At 41.3% G+C, this 17,171-nt stretch carries 14 protein-coding genes; 6 read left to right on the top strand and 8 right to left on the bottom strand.

Annotation, left to right across the window (positions count from 1 at the left end; all coding sequences use genetic code 11):
• Positions 1–40: 40 nt before the first annotated feature.
• On the top strand, positions 41–280 hold the full coding sequence (locus tag CYP77_RS08845) for a hypothetical protein (protein WP_103567119.1): 240 nt from the start codon (positions 41–43) through the stop codon (positions 278–280).
• Positions 277–555 carry a type II toxin-antitoxin system RelE/ParE family toxin gene (locus CYP77_RS08840; RefSeq protein ID WP_103567118.1) on the top strand — a complete coding sequence of 93 codons (279 nt, stop codon included), beginning with the start codon at positions 277–279 and terminating at the stop codon, positions 553–555. The genes CYP77_RS08845 and CYP77_RS08840 overlap by 4 nt, the downstream gene beginning before the upstream one ends.
• Before the next feature lie 37 nt (positions 556–592).
• Here the strand turns inward: CYP77_RS08840 and CYP77_RS08835 are convergent, their stop codons facing one another.
• From CYP77_RS08835 to purB, 4 genes are all read right to left on the bottom strand, one after another.
• Positions 593–1,159: a hypothetical protein gene (locus CYP77_RS08835; RefSeq protein WP_258032384.1), complete on the bottom strand. Its 567-nt coding sequence runs from the start codon at positions 1,157–1,159 to the stop codon at positions 593–595.
• Positions 1,160–1,191: 32 nt separating this feature from the next.
• Positions 1,192–1,839, bottom strand: coding sequence for a hypothetical protein (locus tag CYP77_RS08830; protein WP_141090570.1), 648 nt, complete (start codon positions 1,837–1,839; stop codon positions 1,192–1,194).
• Positions 1,830–4,205 carry a ribonucleoside-diphosphate reductase subunit alpha gene (locus CYP77_RS08825; RefSeq protein WP_103567115.1) on the bottom strand — a complete coding sequence of 792 codons (2,376 nt, stop codon included), beginning with the start codon at positions 4,203–4,205 and terminating at the stop codon, positions 1,830–1,832. The genes CYP77_RS08830 and CYP77_RS08825 overlap by 10 nt, the downstream gene beginning before the upstream one ends.
• Positions 4,206–4,542: 337 nt before the next feature.
• Positions 4,543–5,874, bottom strand: coding sequence for an adenylosuccinate lyase (purB, locus tag CYP77_RS08820; protein WP_103567114.1), 1,332 nt, complete (start codon positions 5,872–5,874; stop codon positions 4,543–4,545).
• Between the two features lie 187 nt (positions 5,875–6,061).
• On the opposite strand from purB, the gene CYP77_RS08815 reads away from it, so the two are divergent.
• A complete protein-coding gene (locus CYP77_RS08815) occupies positions 6,062–6,985 on the top strand; it encodes a pseudouridine synthase family protein (protein ID WP_103567113.1) in 924 nt (307 codons plus the stop codon).
• Between the two features lie 295 nt (positions 6,986–7,280).
• On the opposite strand, the gene rlmN is transcribed toward CYP77_RS08815, so the two are convergent.
• From rlmN to CYP77_RS08795, 4 genes are read right to left on the bottom strand one after another with little or no spacing between them, the layout of a single operon-like run.
• Entirely contained in the window at positions 7,281–8,426 is a 1,146-nt protein-coding gene (rlmN, locus tag CYP77_RS08810; RefSeq protein WP_103567112.1) for a 23S rRNA (adenine(2503)-C(2))-methyltransferase RlmN, read from the bottom strand.
• Entirely contained in the window at positions 8,423–9,103 is a 681-nt protein-coding gene (locus CYP77_RS08805; protein WP_103567111.1) for a purine-nucleoside phosphorylase, read from the bottom strand. Before CYP77_RS08805 ends, rlmN begins: the two co-directional genes overlap by 4 nt.
• On the bottom strand, positions 9,103–9,858 hold the full coding sequence (gene hisF / locus CYP77_RS08800; RefSeq protein ID WP_103567110.1) for an imidazole glycerol phosphate synthase subunit HisF: 756 nt from the start codon (positions 9,856–9,858) through the stop codon (positions 9,103–9,105). Before hisF ends, CYP77_RS08805 begins: the two co-directional genes overlap by 1 nt.
• A gap of 2 nt (positions 9,859–9,860) precedes the next feature.
• Entirely contained in the window at positions 9,861–13,139 is a 3,279-nt protein-coding gene (locus tag CYP77_RS08795) for a DEAD/DEAH box helicase (RefSeq protein ID WP_103567109.1), read from the bottom strand.
• Positions 13,140–13,245: 106 nt separating this feature from the next.
• Between CYP77_RS08795 and rsmA the strand changes: the two genes are divergently transcribed.
• Genes rsmA through CYP77_RS08780 form a run of 3 tightly spaced genes read left to right on the top strand, consistent with a single transcriptional unit; the run spans position 13,246 to position 17,170 of the window.
• A complete protein-coding gene (gene rsmA, locus CYP77_RS08790) occupies positions 13,246–14,088 on the top strand; it encodes a 16S rRNA (adenine(1518)-N(6)/adenine(1519)-N(6))-dimethyltransferase RsmA (RefSeq protein ID WP_103567108.1) in 843 nt (280 codons plus the stop codon).
• Positions 14,054–16,207: a ribonuclease J gene (locus tag CYP77_RS08785; RefSeq protein ID WP_180996376.1), complete on the top strand. Its 2,154-nt coding sequence runs from the start codon at positions 14,054–14,056 to the stop codon at positions 16,205–16,207. The genes rsmA and CYP77_RS08785 overlap by 35 nt, the downstream gene beginning before the upstream one ends.
• 9 nt (positions 16,208–16,216) lie before the next feature.
• A complete protein-coding gene (locus CYP77_RS08780; RefSeq protein WP_103567107.1) occupies positions 16,217–17,170 on the top strand; it encodes a KpsF/GutQ family sugar-phosphate isomerase in 954 nt (317 codons plus the stop codon).
• Position 17,171: the final 1 nt, after the last annotated feature.

The raw sequence follows: 17,171 nt of genomic DNA, 5'->3' as shown, positions 1-17,171 counted from the left end.
AGCTTATTTAGGTATAATCTCAAAAATTTAAAGGATAAAAATGACTTCGATGAATATACAAACCGCAAACGATAGCATCATAGAAGCTATCAAAGCCATTGTTGCGCTTGATCCTGAAACGATACTATCTTATGATGACGACGGATATTTAGATGAAGCAGATCAAAAGGATCTGGCTGAGCTAATAAGCGCTAAAAAACGTGGTGAATTAGAGTGCGTAAATTTAGATGAATTTGACCTAGAGATGAGATCGTTTTTAAAAAAAGAAAGGTCTAAATGAAGCTTTTATTAAGCAAACGCTTTCAATCAGACCTTGAAAAGATTTTAATATTCTACTCTCAAAAAAGCTTTGAAGCTTCGGAGAATTTTTACAATAGCTTGTTTGACAAAATGAAAAGCATCGAATTTATGCCATATCGTTTTAGAAAAAATAGATATTTTCACAAAGACAACGTTAGAGACTTGATCTTTAATGGCTACGTTATCCCATTTATTATTGACGATAAAACCATAACAATCCTCGCAATATATAAACAAAACCTACCAAAATTTTAAGACATTGACAGAAAAGGCGTGAAAGACCACGCCGCTACTATTTTGTGTTTCTTCTATCGTCTTTAGCCTTGATCTCTTCTGCAGCTTCAAGGTCAAGCTGTGCTTTTTTAAAGGCTTTACGTGCTTTTTCTAAGCGGTTAGAGTTTTTGATACTTGGGTTATCAGCATAGGCTTTTTCTGCTTCTTCTAGCTCAAATTCCTTTTTACCATAGTTCTTTTGAGCTTTTTCAAGGTTATTTGTAGCTTTATTGCCACCTAGTAGCTTTGCCTTTGAGGTTACTTTACCAGTAACTGGGTTTCTACCGATAGTTAAGTCTAGGTCACGTTTGGCTCTAGCAGCGGTTCCGCGATTAACAAAACACTCTTCTTTTCCACCAATTAATCTTCCACCTATATCAAGCGGTAAATTTTTTGGATCATCACAATCAACCACTTCTTTTTCTTTAGGTGCTCCCCTCATATGTTTATTAAAAACATCAGAAGATCCATAGTAGGCATTTAAATTTATACAACCAATAAATCCTACAACAAATGCTGCAATTAATGCTTTATTTCTCATCTTACTTTCCTTTCTTCTTGTTTGGTGTAAGGTTTTTGTACTCATCTCTTATCCTTTCTAGTAATATTTCATATTTGTTACATATGGAAGGTATATTTCTCTAGGTTGCGTGCCAACTCTTGAGAAGCGAAGCTTGCTCCACTATCACTTAGACCTACCATCTTTAAAACCCATGTTGGTGCATGAAGTATGATCTTCCAAAGCATGTAAGCACCACCTATTGCACCTATGATATGTAGAAGTGCCATAAATATATGAAGCATAACTGTTAAGAAGAACTGGCTTTGAAGTTCATACATCATATTCATCTGCTCTTCGGCATAGAGTAAGAATATATCTTTAAATATACCATAGACAAATAGACCAAAGTAGATAAATATAACTATCAAGATAGGTTTAAAGAATATAGATAGTGCCCCTACTAAGAAGTCAACTATCTTGTTTGTTTTACCCATAGTGACAGCAAAGGCTGTGACAAATGGTGAGATGTAGTAAAACTTAGCTAGCTCTATAACATAGCTTATAAAGGCTAGTGCTCCAGCTACAATGCCAACCGTAAAAGGCATATAGTCTAAGACTATCTTATATAGGTATGATGCACTTACGTAGCCGATAAGACCTGAGATACCTCGTGAGCTTCTCTCTGTTTTATCACTTACAAATAGGTCTTTTACCTTGGCTAGTGTGCAAAAGTAAAAGACCATCTTAAATTTAACTACTGACATCCCTCACACTCGATCGAGCGGTCGGCCACGTCGTTTAGCTTTTCGCTGTCTGGTGACTCGGAGCGTAGATAGTAGGTTGATTTTAGTCCAAGCTCCCATGCAAGCGTGTAAATTTCGCTTAGATATCCGCCACTTGCTTTGTCTAAGCTCATAAATATATTTAAACTTTGACCTTGATCGATCCATTTTTGGCGGATCGCGCCTGCTTTTATTAAAATTCTTTGATCAAGCTCGTAAGCTGGCGTGTAAAACTGCCAAGTATCAGGGCTTAAATTTGGCACGACATTTGGGATCATTCCACTTAGGTTGTGCTCGAACCACTTGCGTTTATAGACTGGCTCGATGGTCTGAGTAGTGCCAACAAGGATCGAGATCGAGCTAGTTGGAGCGATCGCCATTAGGTAGCCGTTTCTCATGCCGTCACGCTTAACCTTTTCTCTTAGCTTGTCCCAGTCGCAGACATTTTCGTCAAATAGCCCGCCTTTGTCGTTTAAAAGCGCCTTTGCGTTTTCGTTTGCAGTGTCTATCGGCATGATGCCTTTGCTCCATTTTGAGCCTTCAAATTTTGGATAGATGCCCTTTTCTACGGCTAAATTTGAGCTAGCGTAGATCGCGTTGTAGCTTATGTTTTCCATTATGCTATCAATCAGTGCCAAATGCTCATAGCTGCCCCATTTTACGTTTTTCTCAGCTAGCATTTGCGCTTCGCCCATGACGCCAAGGCCGATCGAGCGAGATGATAGGTTTGTGTGTTTTACCTTTTTGTGCGGGTAGAAATTTAGGTCTATAACGTTATCAAGCATCCTGATAGCTATCGGCACGACACGCTCGATGTCCTCTTTGCTATTTATCTTGCTTAAATTTATACTCGCAAGGTTGCAAACTGCTGTTTTGCCCTCGATGCTCTCTTTTTCTACGATGAAAATTTGCTTGCCTTTTAGGCTATCAAGCGCGCTAAGCTTTTTAGCTTTTTTAGTTATGCCACTATCTACGGTGACGTCTTCTTCTTCGTCAAATAGCTCCTCGCCGCCATCTTCATAAGTGATCTTGATCTTATAGTAGTTTGGCGCTGTGTTTTGGAAAATTTCGGTGCATAAATTTGAGCTTCTGATGATGCCCTCGTGGTCGTTTGGATTTGCTTTGTTGGCATTGTCTTTAAAGCATAAAAATGGCATGCCAGTTTCAAAATAGCTAGTTAAAATTTTCTTCCAAAGCTCTTTTGCAAGGATGGTGTTTTTCTGGATATTTTCGTCGTTTTCATACTCCAAATATCTCTTCTCAAACTCCTCGCCGTAAAGATCGCAAAGGTCGCTTACTTGAGCTGGGTCAAAGAGGCTCCAGCGGCCATTTTCTTTGACACGCTTCATAAATAGGTCGTTTATCCAAAGCGCAGGGAAAAGCTCGTGTGCACGGCGTCTCTCTTCGCCTGAGTTTTTACGAAGGTCGAGAAAATCGCTCACGTCCATGTGCCAAGGCTCTACGTAAACGGCGATCGCGCCCTTTCTAGTGCCTAGCTGATCGACCGCTACTGCGATGTCATTTGTCACTTTTAAAAATGGTATGATACCGCCAGCTGCGTTTTTGTGTCCGTCGATACTGCCGCCCATGGCACGCACCTTGCTCCAGTCCCAGCCGATACCGCCGCCAAATTTTGAAAGTAGTGCCATCTCTTTGTAGCTATCAAAAATGCCCTCGATATTATCAGGCGTGCTGCCTACGTAACAGCTGCTTAGCTGGTGGCGCGTAGTCCTTGCGTTTGAGAGCGTTGGCGTGGCTAACATCACTTCAAATTTAGAGATGAGGTCGTAAAATTTCTTTGCCCAGCCTTGACTATCTAGCTCGTTTTGCGCAAGAAACATCGCGATCGCCATAAACATGTGCTGTGGCAGCTCGATCGGCATACCGCTCTTGTCTTTGATGAGGTAGCGGTCATAAAGCGTCTTGATACCAAGGTATGCAAACTGAAGGTCGCGCTCGGGCTTGATGTAAGCGTTTAGATCCTCAAGGTCGTACTTTTCTTTTAGCCCAGGGATGATGCGGCCTACCTTTTCGCCCTTTGCGAGGTAGTCTTTTAGGTGGTTGTAGCCGTTAAAGCCAGTCACTTTGTGATAAAGGTCAAACAAAAATAGCCTCGCAGCGACAAATGTCCAGTTTGGGCGGTCGATGTCGATCTTATCAACTGCTGTTTTTATAAGAGTTTGCTGAATTTCCTCAGTAGTTATCATATCTCTAAACTGGATTTTTGCATCTACCTCAAGCTCGCTAAGACTTACGTTGCTAAGCCCTAGAACCGCTTCGTTTGTATATTTTTTGATCTTGCTGATATCAAGCTCTTCTGTTCTGCCGTTGCGTTTTATAACTTTCAAAAATATCTCTCCGTTTTAAATTTTAATTTGAGATTTTATCCAAAAAGATATAAAAACTCTCTTTGCCAAATAAATATAAAATGATAAAGATAGAGCTTATCAAGTGCTTTAGCCAAAGCTCTCATTTGTAAAAACAAACAGTGTAAAACGCTAAGTGTGATGACTAGGTTAAACGGCCGTCGTTGCTGCTAAATTTGACAAATAAATTTAAAAGGGTAGCGTGGGTTTATGGCTGGCAAAGTGGTTAAATTTACTCGTGACGGCTGCGATGGATACGCTAAAGCTGTTTGTGATTAGGGTAGTTGCAAGGGGTTAAAATTACCCCTTGCGTTTAAATTTATTTGCCAAAGACTCTGGCGAAAATTTTATCTACATTTTTGGTGTAGTAGTTATAGTCAAAGCACTCTTTGATCTCATCTTTGCTAAGGCTCTTAGTTAGGTCCTCGTCGTTTAGCAAATTTTGTAAAAATAGGCTGTGGCCTTGCTCGTCTATCGCTTTTTTGCCCTCTTGCAAGTCCGCCCAGACCTTCATGGCGTTGCGTTGAACGATCTTGTAGGCGTCCTCTCTAGAAATCCCACGCTGTGGCAGCTGCAAAAGCACACGTTGCGAAAATACCAAACCGCCTGTTAAATTTAAATTTTTCATCATATTTTCTGGATAGACGACTAAATTTGCTATCAAATTTTTGATGCGAACCAGCATAAAATCAGCCGTGATAAACATATCTGGAAGGATAAATCTCTCAACTGAGCTGTGGCTGATGTCGCGCTCGTGCCAAAGGGCGACGTTTTCAAGTGCTGGCGTGACGTATGAGCGTAGCACTCTGCAAAGACCGGTGATGTTTTCGCTAAGGACTGGATTGCGTTTGTGTGGCATGGCACTTGAGCCCTTTTGTCCTGGGCTAAAATACTCCTCCGCCTCATAAACCTCTGTCCTTTGGTAGTGTCTAATGGCAACTGCGATCTTTTCGCACGTAGAAGCTAGAACTGCGATAGCGCTCACCACATGGGCGTAGCGGTCGCGCTGGATCACTTGATTTGACGCTGGGGCAGCTTTGAGACCGAGCTCCTCGCATGTTAGCTCTTCAAATTCCATCGGAGCGTGGGCTAAATTTCCCATAGCACCTGAAAGCTTGCCATAGCTGATCGTATCTTTTGCGTCTTTGATGAGCTTTAGCGCCCTTGCGATCTCGTCGTACCAGATGGCAAGCACAAGGCCAAAAGTTATCGGTTCGCCGTGGATGCCGTGGCTTCTGCCGACCATGAGCGTGTGCTTGTGCTCGTTTGCTCTGTTTTTGACCGCCTGCATGAACTCCTCTACGTCGCTGATGATGAGCTCTAAGCTCTCTTTCATCTGAAGCGCGACGGCTGTGTCGATACAGTCGCTTGAGGTCATGCCGTAGTGTACGAACCTGCTCTCATCGCCAAGGCTCTCGCTGACGCTTGTTAAAAATGCGATGACGTCGTGCTTTGTCGTCTTTTCTATCTCGTCGATGCGAGCCACTTCAAATTTAGCGTTTTTGCAAATTTTCTCGCAGTCGCTGTCGCTTATGAAACCAAGCTTATTCCAAGCTTTAACGGCAGCTTTTTCTACCTTGAGCCAAGCGTCGTATTTTGCTTGTATGCTCCACTTTTCAGCCATCTCTTTGCGTGAGTATCTTTCGACCATTGTTGAACCTTTTGTATTAGTTTGCTTTTGTCCTGAAAGTATAAATTTGGCTTTTTGAGCCAGAAATCACGTCATGCAATTTCTCTAAATTTAAGTTTTGATTATATAAAATCCGGGCTGAAATGTCGGTTATACGCTTATAAATTTGGGCTTAAGATAGCTCGCTCATTTTTCAAAAGGATCATTTTTGCCCTATGTAAATAAATTTATCATTACTGCAGATCATCAAAAAGCTTACGAAATTTTACTCCAAAATGGCTTTAATATGAGCCAAACCCAGCGCCTCATCGATAAAGGCAGGTTGATCTGTTGCGGCAGTGTCGTGAGCGAGAAAAATGCCGTTTTATGTGGCGATGTCTTTTTGATCGACTATGAGGCGGAGCCAAAGGGGCTAAAGCCGATCTTTGAGTGCGAGAGCTTTGCCGTCTTTGACAAGCCAAGTGGCGTGCTGAGCCATCCAAATGGCAGACACTGCGACTACTCGCTAAACGATGAAATTTACACGCTTTTTGGACGAGAAGCGAGCGTGGCGCATAGGCTGGACTTTGAAACAAGCGGCGTGATAGTCGTTGGCAAAGATAAAAATTCTACGATAAAACTAAAGAAAATCTTTGAAAATAGAGAGGTTTCTAAAAGCTACGTCGCGATGGTGAAGGGCAAGATCGAGCGAGAATTTACGATCGATGCTAAGATGGATCTAGCGAACAACTACGACGATGTGAAAATGCGAATGCAAATTTGTGAAAATGGCAAGCGCGCTGTGACCAAAATTTTTTCTATAAAGTATTTTGACGATATCGATACGACTTTGGTTCGTGCTATCCCACTCACTGGCAGGCAGCATCAAATTCGCTTGCATTTGTTTCATGTGAAACATAAGATCATTGGCGAACCACTTTATGGTTTGTCACGTCCGCAGATCGAGAAAATTTTAGACAAAGAGATGAGCGAGCGTGAGCGGATAAATTTAACTGGAGCAAAAAGGCTCCTACTTCACTCGGACGAAATTTCATTTAAATTTGATGATATTTTTTACAAGATAAAAAGCAAATTTGACGCCGAAAATGAGTTTTGTAAATTTGCAAAAGAAGCAAATAATCGAACTATTTAAATTTTAAAAAGTCTTTCTAGTAAAAATAATCTACAAAAATTTTTCATAATTTTGCTTTTAAATTTGAAATAGAATTTCTATTAAAAGATATAATTAGATTTTTAGTGTCCAGCATTGTGAATTAAATTTTAGCAATCAACTTTGTGTTTTAGTTTTTTACCCACAAAATTTCATGCCAAATTTTTTAGATCTTATTTCGAGGCTTTATTTTCCTCTTTCAAAACTTTTATGATCAAGGCAAGCCCAACACCAGCAACCAACACTATAAAAATTATCTCGGCGATATCAAGAGCTGTCATTTTTTACTCACGTTAGTTTGATCGTTAGCAAGGTTTTTCCGTGCTTTAGTTGCACTCGTATCGCTAACGTTAGCTTTAAATTTAGGATTTTCATTGCGCTGTTTTAGTTGTCCGCAAGCCGCACTTATATCAAGTCCTTTACTCTGTCTGATCGTGCAAGTAATTCCATGATCCCTTAGATATTCTTGAAATTTTAGCATGCTAGAAAGCTCAGGTCGTCCAAATTCACTATCTTCATGCGGGTTAAAGTAGATCAAATTTACCTTTGCCTTGATGCCGTGCAGTAGTTTAACCAGCTTTTTCGCATCACTAACGCTGTCGTTTAGGTCTTTGATAACAAGGTATTCAAACATCACACGCTTTCGCATATCAATAGGAAATCCCCTAACAGCGTCCATAACAGCCTCGATATTATAGGCCTTATTTATCGGCATTAAGTGGCTTCTAAGCTCATTAGTAACAGCGTGCAATGATATGGCTAGTAAGACACCAAGGTCCATCTCGCCAAGCTTTTTTATCTGGCTACCAAGGCCACTTGTTGATACGGTTTGACGGCGTGGCGATATGGCTAGACCCTCATTAAGTGCTAAAATTTTGATCGCTTTACTAACGTTAGCAAGGTTATCAAGTGGTTCGCCCATACCCATATAAACGACGTTTATGCGCCTCTCGTATGGTATATTATTCTCTCTTTTTATCCATAAAATTTGCCCTACGATCTCGCCAGCAGTCAAATTTCTAACAAGTCCGCCCTTTGCTGTTAGGCAAAAAGCACAGCCCATTTTACAGCCAACCTGCGAACTAACACAAACAGTGTAACGAGCATGACGACTGATCTTACCATCCTCGTCGCTGATCTCCTCTTTCATCGGCAGCAAAACACTCTCTATCTTTAGCCCGTCTTTTAGCTCGAAAAGGTACTTGATCGAGCCGTCGCTACTTTGCTCAAATTTCACACATTTTAGAGGATCGAGGTAAAATTTATCAGCCAGATCCTGACGCATGTCTTTTGGCAAATTTAGCATTTGGTTAAATTCTGTAGCATTTTTTTTGTAAACCCACTCATAAATTTGCGTCGCCCTAAAAGAGGGAGAGACTAGCTCTTTTAACTCTTCGATACTAAGATCAAGCAAATTTTTCACATATTTTCCTTTACATATTTTGTTAGTAGCTCTTTGGCCTTTGCGTGATTTTTTATAAAATCAGCATGCGCATTTTCGTTGCAAAAATTTGTCGCTACGAAAATTCCATAAGCTGGAATTTTAAAAATTTGAGCCACTTTTAGAACAGAAAAAAACTCCATATTTTCTAAAAAATATCCCTTTTCAAACATCTTATAAGCCAAATTTTTGTCTGTCGTTATGAAATTTGATGAATTTATTTTGATAGTTCCACGTGAAACGATAGAAGAAATTTCACACTCGATAGGCGAATAAGATCTATTTTCTATGCTAGAAATTTCAACATTTGCCCCAACCGAGCTTTCATAAATTTGCAAAATTTCACCATCTTTATAAAGACCTGCCGAGCCAACAAAAACTATCTTTTCTGGCATCTGATATAAATTTCGCTCTGGGTTTTTTGATAAATTTTGGCTTATGTTTTGTAGCTCTGGGTTTGATGAGTTTGCAAATTTAGCCTCTATCTTTGCAAGGTAGTGAGGGTCAATATTCTTTAAATTTATACTCTTTTCATCAGCACCAACGCACGATCTTTTTTGCAAAAACTTTGTCAAATTTATCGCCATATCGACTAGCCCCACCCCCATCGGCAAGGCAAAGTCAAAAATTTCATTTTTACCAGCTGAGATAATTAACATCAAAGCCTAACCTCAATGCCGTTGGCCTTCAGATACTCTTTTAGCTTTTTTATCTCGATCTCGCCAAAGTGAAATATCGAAGCAGCGAGACACGCATCAGCCCCGGCCTCAAAAGCATCTTTAAAATGCTCCATTTTTCCTGCGCCACCGCTTGCGATAGTCGGTATAGAGAGCGCACTAAAGATCTTTGTCAGCTCCAAACTAAAGCCCTGCTTGACGCCGTCATTATCCATAGACGTTAGCAATATCTCCCCTGCCCCACGCGACTCGACCTCTTTTGCCCAAGCAAAGGCATCTTTTTTGGTATCGATCCTGCCACCATTTATAAAAACGCTATAGCCAGTTTCGATCTTTTTAGCGTCGATCGCTACCACGACGCACTGCGAGCCAAATTTCCTAGCCGCTTCGTCGATCAAATTTGGATCTTTTATTGCCGATGAGTTTAGACTCACCTTGTCGCAGCCCGCATTTAAAAGGCGAGAGATGTCGTCGATCGTGCGTATGCCACCGCCAACGGTTAGCGGTATAAAAAGCTTGCTTGCGACCTTTTTTACGACATCAACTATCGTATCACGGCCAAGGTGAGAGGCTGTAATATCCAAAAAGCAAAGCTCGTCAGCGCCCTCGTCGTTATATCTTTTAGCTATCTCGACTGGATCTCCAGCATCGACAAGTCCAACAAAATTTACACCTTTTACGACCCTGCCGTCTTTTACGTCGAGGCATGGGATTATGCGTTTTGCGAAATGATTCAAATTTATCCTTTGTCTATCTTTCTAGCTGCCACCTCAAAATATGGCAAACTCGCCCAATTTTCTCGGTTTCCAACTATATAAATAACCTCTTTTGCTCTTGTTAGCGCCACGTTTAGCAGGTTTGGCTTGCTAGCAGCCCACGCCCTAGCACCCTTTGTCGCACCGCCTAACACAAAGACAATAACATCAGCCTCTTTGCCCTGCATAGTGTGGATAGTGCCAGCACCTTTTAAATTTCTACAAACATCTTTAAATGGCGTTATTATCCTGATGTTATTTTTCTCACCAGCTAGCTCACCTGCCAAGAGCTCTTTAACCATCTCGCCCTCGGCTTTGTTGTAGTTGCCTATCCACTCCCCAGAGCTAACGTCTATCCACTTTGTTTGCACGTTAGTGTTTGCAAATTTACTAGCCGCGCTTCTGCCAAGTATCATCATATCGTCATATGTAGTCTCGTTTGAGATCTCAAACATAGGGTTAGCGCACCTTCTATGCACAATGAGTGGCGAGCCAACCCAAATACTCTCACCGCTACCTTTTATATATGTGCCGATCTTTTGCGCTTTGTCGGCTCTTAGCTGTACAGAGGATTTAAGCAAGTTAAACTCCTCTTTTGCCTCACAGTAGCTAAGGATCGCGTTATTTAAACTAACAGGTAGTGTTACGACTGGCTCAAGCTGAAGCGGATCGCCGACTACGACAGCCATCTTTGAGCGAAATAGTGCGCCTAACGCGTTAGTCAAATTTGCCTGCCCTGCTTCATCTATCAAAAGCAAGCCTATATCGCCATTTAAAAGGTCTTTAAAGGTGTTATTAAACGAGGCAAAAGTTGAACTAACAACAGGCGTTAGCAAAAATAAACCCTTGATGATCTCACGTCTATGTTTTGCGTCAAGGCCGTTTTTCTCAGCCATCTTTTCATCGTTAAAGATAACGCTAAGGGCACGCAAATTTGTCCTGACAGCCTCCTTGCAGGCAAATATCGCTGCCTTGTGCAAATTTAATGCCTCTTTAAAAAGCTCTATCCTAGCCTTAAAAAGCTTTGTCTTGTGAAATTTCTTGTCTATGCCAAATTCCATCATAAATGGCATACTCTTTTGCATTTCGTCATTACTCTCGCTAAAGCTGCCGTTTAGAAAGATATCTAGCTCCTCGCTCCTACCAAGTATCTTTTGGCGTCTAGCAAAGTCACTTTGTAGCCTTTTGTAAAGATTTATCTTAGTACCAAGCTCTGCTGCCCTGCTCTCAAGCTCTGCTATCTCGCTTTTTAGCTCATTTAGTCTTGCCTCGTTTTTCTCTTTGCTCTCGCCATTTTGCCTGCTAGCTTTTAAATTTTGCTCAGCTATCTGGCGGTTTATCTCGCCGACCTTTAGCGCCTCGTCATTATACTTTTCAAAGGCCTCTGTCTTAAAAATTTGCTGAAAGGCAAAAAAGGCTGGCTTTTGCGGTAAATTTAGATAGTCCTGCAAGGCCTCATTTTGACTAACAAGCCTTGTTAGCTCCTCTGCCTCCGCCTTTTTGTCCCCCAGCTTAGCCAAAATTTCATCATGCTCGTTCTCTAAAGGCTCTAAAAGCTCCTCTATCTGCTTGGCCGAGTAGTAGCTCTCAAGCCTCCTATCTACATCAGCCAGCTCGCTATTTAGGCTCTTTAGCTCCTCTTCTTTGATCCTGATCTCACTAAAAAGTAAATTTACCTCGTGAAGTGCAAGATTAAATTTCTCCTTCGCCACGTCAAAGTCATCTACGCCCTCGCCTACTGCAAGGTACTTGCCAAGCCCCATCAAAAAGCCATCTTGCTCCAAAAACTCGCCGTATTCGCTTGCGATCTTGTCAAACTGGCTGTGAGTTGGCTCGATCTTTACGCCATTAATTGCATTAAAAACAAAATTTGACTTATTTTGCTTTGAACCAAGTGCCACACAAAATAGCCCCCATGCTGGCTTTGAGATAAAGAACTTCTCGCCAAATTCACTCTTTTCATCAGCAGAGAGCAGCCTTGTGGCTATAAATTTAAAATAATCAATCTCGCCCGCATAATCCCCTATGCTCTTTAACTGGCTTAGCTCCTTACTCAAAATCTCAACCGCGCCGTTGTTACAAGAGCTAACGACCATCTCAAAGCCTTGCAGCTCGTCATTTAACCTAAAATAAAGCGCCTTTTCGTCGCTGTCATAAACTGGCTCGAAGATATCATGCCTGCTCATTTGCGCGAGCCTCATCGCCCTAAGCGTCACTACTTCAGCCATCACGTCCTTTAAAAGCGTCGTTTTTCCAGTGCCTGGAGCGCCATTTACACTATAAATTCCACCATTTCCGTCTTTAAATTTCTCAATTATATTGTTTAGAGCCATTTGCTGTGAGAAATTTAAAGCAAAATCACTTGCAAAGGTCGATCTAGGGTAGCGCTCAGCCTTAAAAAAGTCCCTTACCGCCCTTTGATTTAGCTCCTCTCTAACGTCAAGCCTCTCAAATTTATTCTCACTACCCTCGTCTAAAAACTGATCGGTTAGCTCGTGTGTCCTGCCTGACTCGTAAAATTTGATAAGTAAATTTATATCATCTATAAAAAAGCTATTTAAAAGGGCGTCGTTCTCTTTAAAATTTGGATCAACTATCCTTACTTCAAGCCTGATCACATCTTTGCAAAACGGCGTCTTTAGCGAGCTTTTTAGCTCCTCATGGACTGCTTTTACATAGTCGCTAAGCCTCATTTTCTCTTTGTGGATAGAAATTTTATCCTTGATGTGCTCGCACTCTTTGTTAAAGTCGTTTTGACTGATCTCTTTTAGGCGGTTTAGTCGCACCATCGCCCAAGGAGCCGTTGGGATAAAGAGCTCATTTGATGAGTTTGGCGTGAAAAATGGGCTTAGCTCATTATCTAAATTTGCATCTTTTAAAGCAAAATTTTGCTCATTTTTGCAAAATACTAGATCGCCAGAGAGCTTAAGCTTATAACAAAATGCCTTTTCAAAGCTCGTTTGCTCAGAGCGCAACTCATCTAAAATTTGCTCTTTTTCAAATTTTACCTTTGCTAGCTTTGATATCGCAAGAGCAAGCAAGTCCGTCTCAAAAATGCCGCCGTAAATCGAAATTTCTACACCATTTTTTAAAAGCGACCTATCAAACGCTCTTAAAATTTGCATAAATTTCTCATCGAAATTTGCGATCTCAAGGTCCATTGATTTTTTAAATTTGCTATTTGTCTTTTTTGGCTCGTCTAAGGTTTTTGGCTCTAAATATTGTGATAATAAAAAGTATTTTAAGGTATTTGCCCTACTCAAATTTGCGCCTTATTTTGTTGTTTTTTAGTGATTATAGTCCATTTTATATATGATTAAACTAAACTTGTAATCATTGTATAAGTAATCTTTAGCTAATATCGCGGCTATGATAAAGGCAAAAAAGCACTTTGGACAGAATTTTTTACAAGACAAAGCGACACTAGATAAGATCATCCAAGCGATACCCAATGACGTAGAAAACGTCGTTGAGATTGGGCCTGGCTTAGGTGATTTGACATTTAGACTTTTGCAAATTTATAAGACGACCTCTTTTGAGATAGATTGTGAGCTGTTTCAAATTTTAAAGGTCAAATTTGCAAATGAGATCCAAAATGGACAATTAAAACTTTTTTGTAAAGATGCTTTAGAGCAGTGGCAAGAAGAGGGCGGACTAAGTAGCCAGAACTACTTTTTGGTCGCAAATTTGCCCTATTACGTTGCTACGAAGATGATACTAAATGCGATAGATGACGAAAAATGCCTTGGGCTTATTGTGATGATACAAAAAGAGGTTGCTCTTAAATTTAGTGCAAAGAGCAGGGATAAAGAATTTAGCGCTTTATCGATCCTCGCATCACTGCAAGGCAGGTGTGAGCTTTTGTTTGACGTGGATGCAAAGCTTTTTAATCCACCTCCGAAGGTCACATCTTCAGTCATCAAACTACAAAAAACAAAAAAGATTTTTGGCAAAGACGGGATATTCAAAGATGCAAAACAATACGAGGCTTTTAAAGCATTTTTAAGAGCTGCGTTTGCTTCGCCAAGAAAGACGCTTTTGAAAAATTTATCCACAAATTTTGACAAAAAAACGTTAGAAGAAATTTTTGAAGACCTAGGCTTAGCTCAAAATTTACGTCCACACGAGCTAGATGTCGATTCTTATCTAAAAGTATTTGAAAGATTAAAGGAAGATAATGAACGACAAAAACGAAGAGAAAGTTGTAACTAACCAAAGTAAAAACAACAAAAGACGAAGATTTAGACCAAAAAATAAGCCAAAACAAGAGGGCGAAACTACCGAGCAGACCTCACTAGCAAGCAAAAGCGTGATAGATAACTTCTTTGCAGCAGAGCAGGCCGAAAGCGAAACTCACGCTGAGCCAAAAAGTCAAAATCCTCGCCCAAAAAAACCAAAAAATAGTAAAAATCAAGCAAAAACTGGCGAAAACAATAAACCAAAAGAGCAAAAACAGCAAAAAGAAAAGCCAAAACAAGAGCCAAAAGCTGAAGCCAAAAACGAGGCAAAAGAGCAAAAAGAGAAGCCAAAAAAGGCTAAAAAACCAAAGAAAAATTTACCCGCAAAGCTAAATGGCAACGAGCAATGGCAGCAAGATATCGCAAGCGCTATGGAGGCAAACAAAGCCACTCACGAGCTAAGACTTGAGCCACTAAAATATCTAAATTCAAGCGAGCATAAAATTCGCATAACACCACTTGGTGGTCTTGGCGAGATCGGCGGCAATATGACGATATTTGAAACAGAAACCAGCGCCATCATCGTTGATATCGGCATGAGCTTTCCAAGCGAGAGCATGCACGGCGTGGATATCCTTATCCCAGACTTTGACTACGTTCGCAAGATAAAAGATAAGATAAAAGGCGTCATCATCACCCACGCACACGAGGATCACATCGGCGCGGTGCCTTATTTTTACAAAGAGTTTAAATTTCCTATCTACGCCACACCGCTTCCGCTTGGTATGATAAATAATAAATTTGAAGAGCACGGCCTAAAACAAGAGCGCTCACTCTTTCGCTCAGTAGAAAAGAGAAAGCCATATCTTATAGGCGACTTTGAGGTCGAGTGGATACATATAACGCACTCTATCATCGACGCCTCAGCACTTGCTATCACGACAAAGGCAGGCACTATCATCCACACAGGCGACTTTAAAATCGACCACACGCCGATAGACGGCTACCCAACAGATCTTGGCAGACTAGCGTACTATGGCGAGCGTGGCGTGCTTTGTCTATTAAGCGATAGCACAAACAGCTATAAAGAGGGCTTTACAAAGAGTGAAAGTAGCGTTGGCAAGACCTTTGACGCGATATTTTCAAAAGCAAAAGGGCGCGTAATAATGAGTACATTTAGCTCAAACATCCACCGCGTCTATCAAGCGATCGAGTGGGGGCTAAAATACAACCGCAAAGTCTGTGTCATCGGCAGATCAATGGAACGAAATTTATATACTGCGATGGAGCTTGGCTACATCAAGCTTGATAAGAAAATTTTTATCGATGCAAACGAGGTTGGTAAATTTAAAGATGACGAGGTGCTTATCGTCACCACTGGCTCTCAGGGCGAGACTATGAGCGCGCTTTACCGCATGGCAACAGATGAGCACAAATATATAAAGATAAAGCCAAGCGATCAGATCATAATCAGCTCAAAAGCTATCCCAGGTAATGAAAATAGCGTCTCAACGGTGCTAAATTTCTTACTAAAATCAGGTGCGAGCGTCGCTTACCAAGACTTTAGTGAGATCCACGTCAGCGGCCACGCAGCACAAGAAGAGCAAAAGCTGATGCTTCGCCTCATAAAACCAAAATTTTTCTTGCCAGTGCACGGCGAATATAACCACATCGCAAAGCACAAAGAGACAGCCATTAGCTGTGGTGTGGATGAGCGAAATATCTATCTAATGAGCGACGGCGATCAGATGGAGGTTTGTCAAAAGTACCTAAAACGTGTAAAAACGGTAAAAACCGGCAAAGTCTTCATAGATAATCAAATAAATAAACAAATCGCAGACGACGTCGTCATAGACAGACAAAATCTCGCTGAAGCAGGTGTCGTCATGATAATCGCTCAAATTTCACGCCACGGCGCAAAGCTCATCAACAAGCCTCGCGTCATCAGCTACGGCCTTGTGGGTGACAAGCAAGACGCTGAGTTTAGAAAAGAGATGGAGGGCGTTTTGGAGCAATACTTAAGCAACGTAAAAGAGGAGCTTTTGAAAGATAGCAGACTACTCGAGTCACAAGTGCGCCAAGTGATCAGAAAGCACATCTTTAGAAAGGTCAAAAAGTACCCAACTATCGTGCCGATCATCTATCTAATGTAAGGGAAATTTATGCAGACAATGAACCAAATCGCCGCTGAAGTTTTAGAGATAGAAGCAAACGAGCTTTTAAGACACGCTAAAAGCGTAGAGATAGAAGATGCTGTAAATTTGATATTTAACGCAAAGGGCAAAGTCATAGTAACAGGCGTGGGCAAGAGCGGTCACGTGGGCGCAAAGATCGCTGCCACGCTTGCAAGCACTGGCACGCCAAGCTTTTTCTTGCACCCAACAGAGGCTATGCATGGAGATCTAGGCATGATAGAAAAGGACGATATTTTGTTAGCCATTAGCTTTAGTGGCGAGAGCGATGAGCTTGTCAAAATTTTGCCTCATGTAAAGCGCTTTGGCGTGAAAATCATCGCCATGGCAAGGAGCAAAACAAGCTCACTTGGTAAATTTAGCGATGCTTTTATAGATATAAATGTAGAAAAAGAGGCCTGCCCACTAAATGCTGCTCCAACAGCATCAACCACGCTAACGCTAGCTCTTGGCGATGCATTAGCTGTTTGTTTGATGCAAAAGAGAGGCTTTAAAAAAGAGGACTTTGCAAATTTTCATCCAGGTGGTAGCCTTGGCAAGAGGCTATTTTTGAAGGTTAAAGATGTGATGAGAAGCGAAAATTTACCGATAGTCCGCTGGGATGCAAGCCTAAAAAGCGCGATCGATACGATGACGCATGGCAAGCTTGGCACGGTTCTTATCGTTGATAAAGATGGCGTGCTAGACGCCCTTTTAAGTGACGGCGATCTTAGGCGTGCACTTATGAGAGAGGACTTTGACCTAGAAGAGCCAGCGATGAAATTTGCAACCTTGCATCCAAAAGAGATAGATAACAAAGAGATGTTAGCAGTAGATGCGTTAGCCCTCATAGAAAAGTATAAAATTCAGCTTCTAGCCGTCGTAGAAAATGGCGTGCCCGTAGGCGTTTTACACATCCATGACCTTGCAAATTTAGGACTATAAA

Source organism: Campylobacter concisus (assembly GCF_002913865.1).
GTDB classification, from domain to species: Bacteria; Campylobacterota; Campylobacteria; order Campylobacterales; family Campylobacteraceae; genus Campylobacter_A; species Campylobacter_A concisus_AM.
Note: the sequence above shows the minus strand (reverse complement) of the source record. Positions and strands in the feature narration are given on the sequence as shown.

Bases quoted from the DNA above. Each gene is read 5' to 3' on its own strand.
- CYP77_RS08805 (WP_103567111.1), bottom strand. From the start codon at position 9,103: ATGTTAATTATCTCAGCTGGTAAAAATGAAATTTTTGACTTTGCCTTG.
- CYP77_RS08830 (WP_141090570.1), bottom strand. From the start codon at position 1,839: ATGTCAGTAGTTAAATTTAAGATGGTCTTTTACTTTTGCACACTAGCC.
- CYP77_RS08780 (WP_103567107.1), top strand. From the start codon at position 16,217: ATGCAGACAATGAACCAAATCGCCGCTGAAGTTTTAGAGATAGAAGCA.
- purB (WP_103567114.1), bottom strand. From the start codon at position 5,874: ATGGTCGAAAGATACTCACGCAAAGAGATGGCTGAAAAGTGGAGCATA.
- CYP77_RS08785 (WP_180996376.1), top strand. From the start codon at position 14,054: ATGAACGACAAAAACGAAGAGAAAGTTGTAACTAACCAAAGTAAAAAC.
- CYP77_RS08840 (WP_103567118.1), top strand. From the start codon at position 277: ATGAAGCTTTTATTAAGCAAACGCTTTCAATCAGACCTTGAAAAGATT.
- CYP77_RS08845 (WP_103567119.1), top strand. From the start codon at position 41: ATGACTTCGATGAATATACAAACCGCAAACGATAGCATCATAGAAGCT.
- rsmA (WP_103567108.1), top strand. From the start codon at position 13,246: ATGATAAAGGCAAAAAAGCACTTTGGACAGAATTTTTTACAAGACAAA.
- CYP77_RS08835 (WP_258032384.1), bottom strand. From the start codon at position 1,159: ATGAGTACAAAAACCTTACACCAAACAAGAAGAAAGGAAAGTAAGATG.